Genomic DNA, 1,189 nt, shown 5'->3' with positions numbered 1-1,189 from the left:
GAGGGTTTTGCACGGGAGCCGATATTTAGCGCATGAGGCAGATGGGCGTTTTTTGAAAGGCGCTCGGGCCACTTTGGCGAGGTATTTTGCCCGGCTCATGGGGCCTCAGGCCGCCCTCGCGGCGGATTTTGGGCAGACTCCGCCTCATGCCGGCTTCCTCCTCGGGTAGAGGACGGCGGCCGCTCGCTGCAGATTGTAACCGCAGCCGGCAAGCATGCACTGTGTCCGGTTGGTCGCCAGATTGAAGAAGCGCAGCCGCCGCATGCCGTAGCGTTGCTTGAACACCGCAAACGGCCGCTCCACCGCCGCCCGCACCTTCGAGATCAGCCGGTTGCGCAACTTCTGGCGCGGCGTCAGCGGATGGTGCTTGTTGGCTCGATGCATCAGCCGGTCCTTGATGCCGGCCTGCTTAAGTCGGGCATGCCGGGCATGGGTGTAGTAGGCTTGGTCGCCATAGGCCGCCTCCTCATCCCCGCTGATCAGACCGTCGGCCGGCTCGGTGTCGGTGATCGAGGCATCCGTGAAGTCCATGCGCCGGATCAGCGTGTGAGCATCGTCGACGCCGTTGTGCACCTTATAGCCGAACACGGTCTTGTTGCCCTTGCGCCCCCAACGCGCGTCAGCGTCGGCCGATGGCCGCACCGATTCCTCCTCACCCTTCTTCGGCTTCGCCGGCGGGCGTGCGGCGGCCTGCATGAAGGAGGCATCAATCAGCGTGCCGCGCTTGACGATCAGGCCCTTCTGCTCAAGCTGTCGCGTGATCTCATAAAACACCCGATCGATCAGCCCATCGCACTTGAGCTCCTCGCGGAAGCGCCACAATGTCGAATGGTCCGGCGTGCGGTCCGACAGGCTGAAGCCGGCAAAGCGGCGGAACGATAGCCGGTCGCGCAGTTGTGCCTCCAGCGCGGGATCGCTCAGATTGTTCCACACGCCCAGGAGCAGACAGCGCAGCAATGCCTCGGCCGGATAGCTGATGTTGCCCCGCCCCGGCCCGCTGCGCTGACCAAGAAGCGTCTTGATCGGCACCCAGTCGATCACTCGCGCGATCTGGTCGAGCTCCGTTGTGTCCGACCATGCCAGCCTATCCGCAAGGCTCAGTTGACCAAGCACACGATCGACCATCCGAATCATCCCCCTTCATTCCTGACCTACGGAATCACCAACCCGGTTCCGTGCAAAGCCCTCA

1 protein-coding gene is annotated in these 1,189 nt (G+C 63.4%); it reads right to left on the bottom strand.

Annotated elements, in window-relative coordinates; all coding sequences use genetic code 11:
- Window positions 1-144: 144 nt before the first annotated feature.
- Entirely contained in the window at window positions 145-1,125 is a 981-nt protein-coding gene (locus FJ956_RS30390) for an IS5 family transposase (protein ID WP_181170428.1), read from the bottom strand.
- Window positions 1,126-1,189 lie beyond the last annotated feature (64 nt).

The organism is Mesorhizobium sp. B2-4-3 (assembly GCF_006442815.1).
In the GTDB taxonomy this organism is placed as follows: Bacteria; Pseudomonadota; Alphaproteobacteria; order Rhizobiales; family Rhizobiaceae; genus Mesorhizobium.
This window is presented reverse-complemented; position numbering and strand designations above follow the sequence as displayed.

Bases quoted from the DNA above. Each gene is read 5' to 3' on its own strand.
- FJ956_RS30390 (WP_181170428.1), bottom strand. From the start codon at position 1,125: ATGGTCGATCGTGTGCTTGGTCAACTGAGCCTTGCGGATAGGCTGGCA.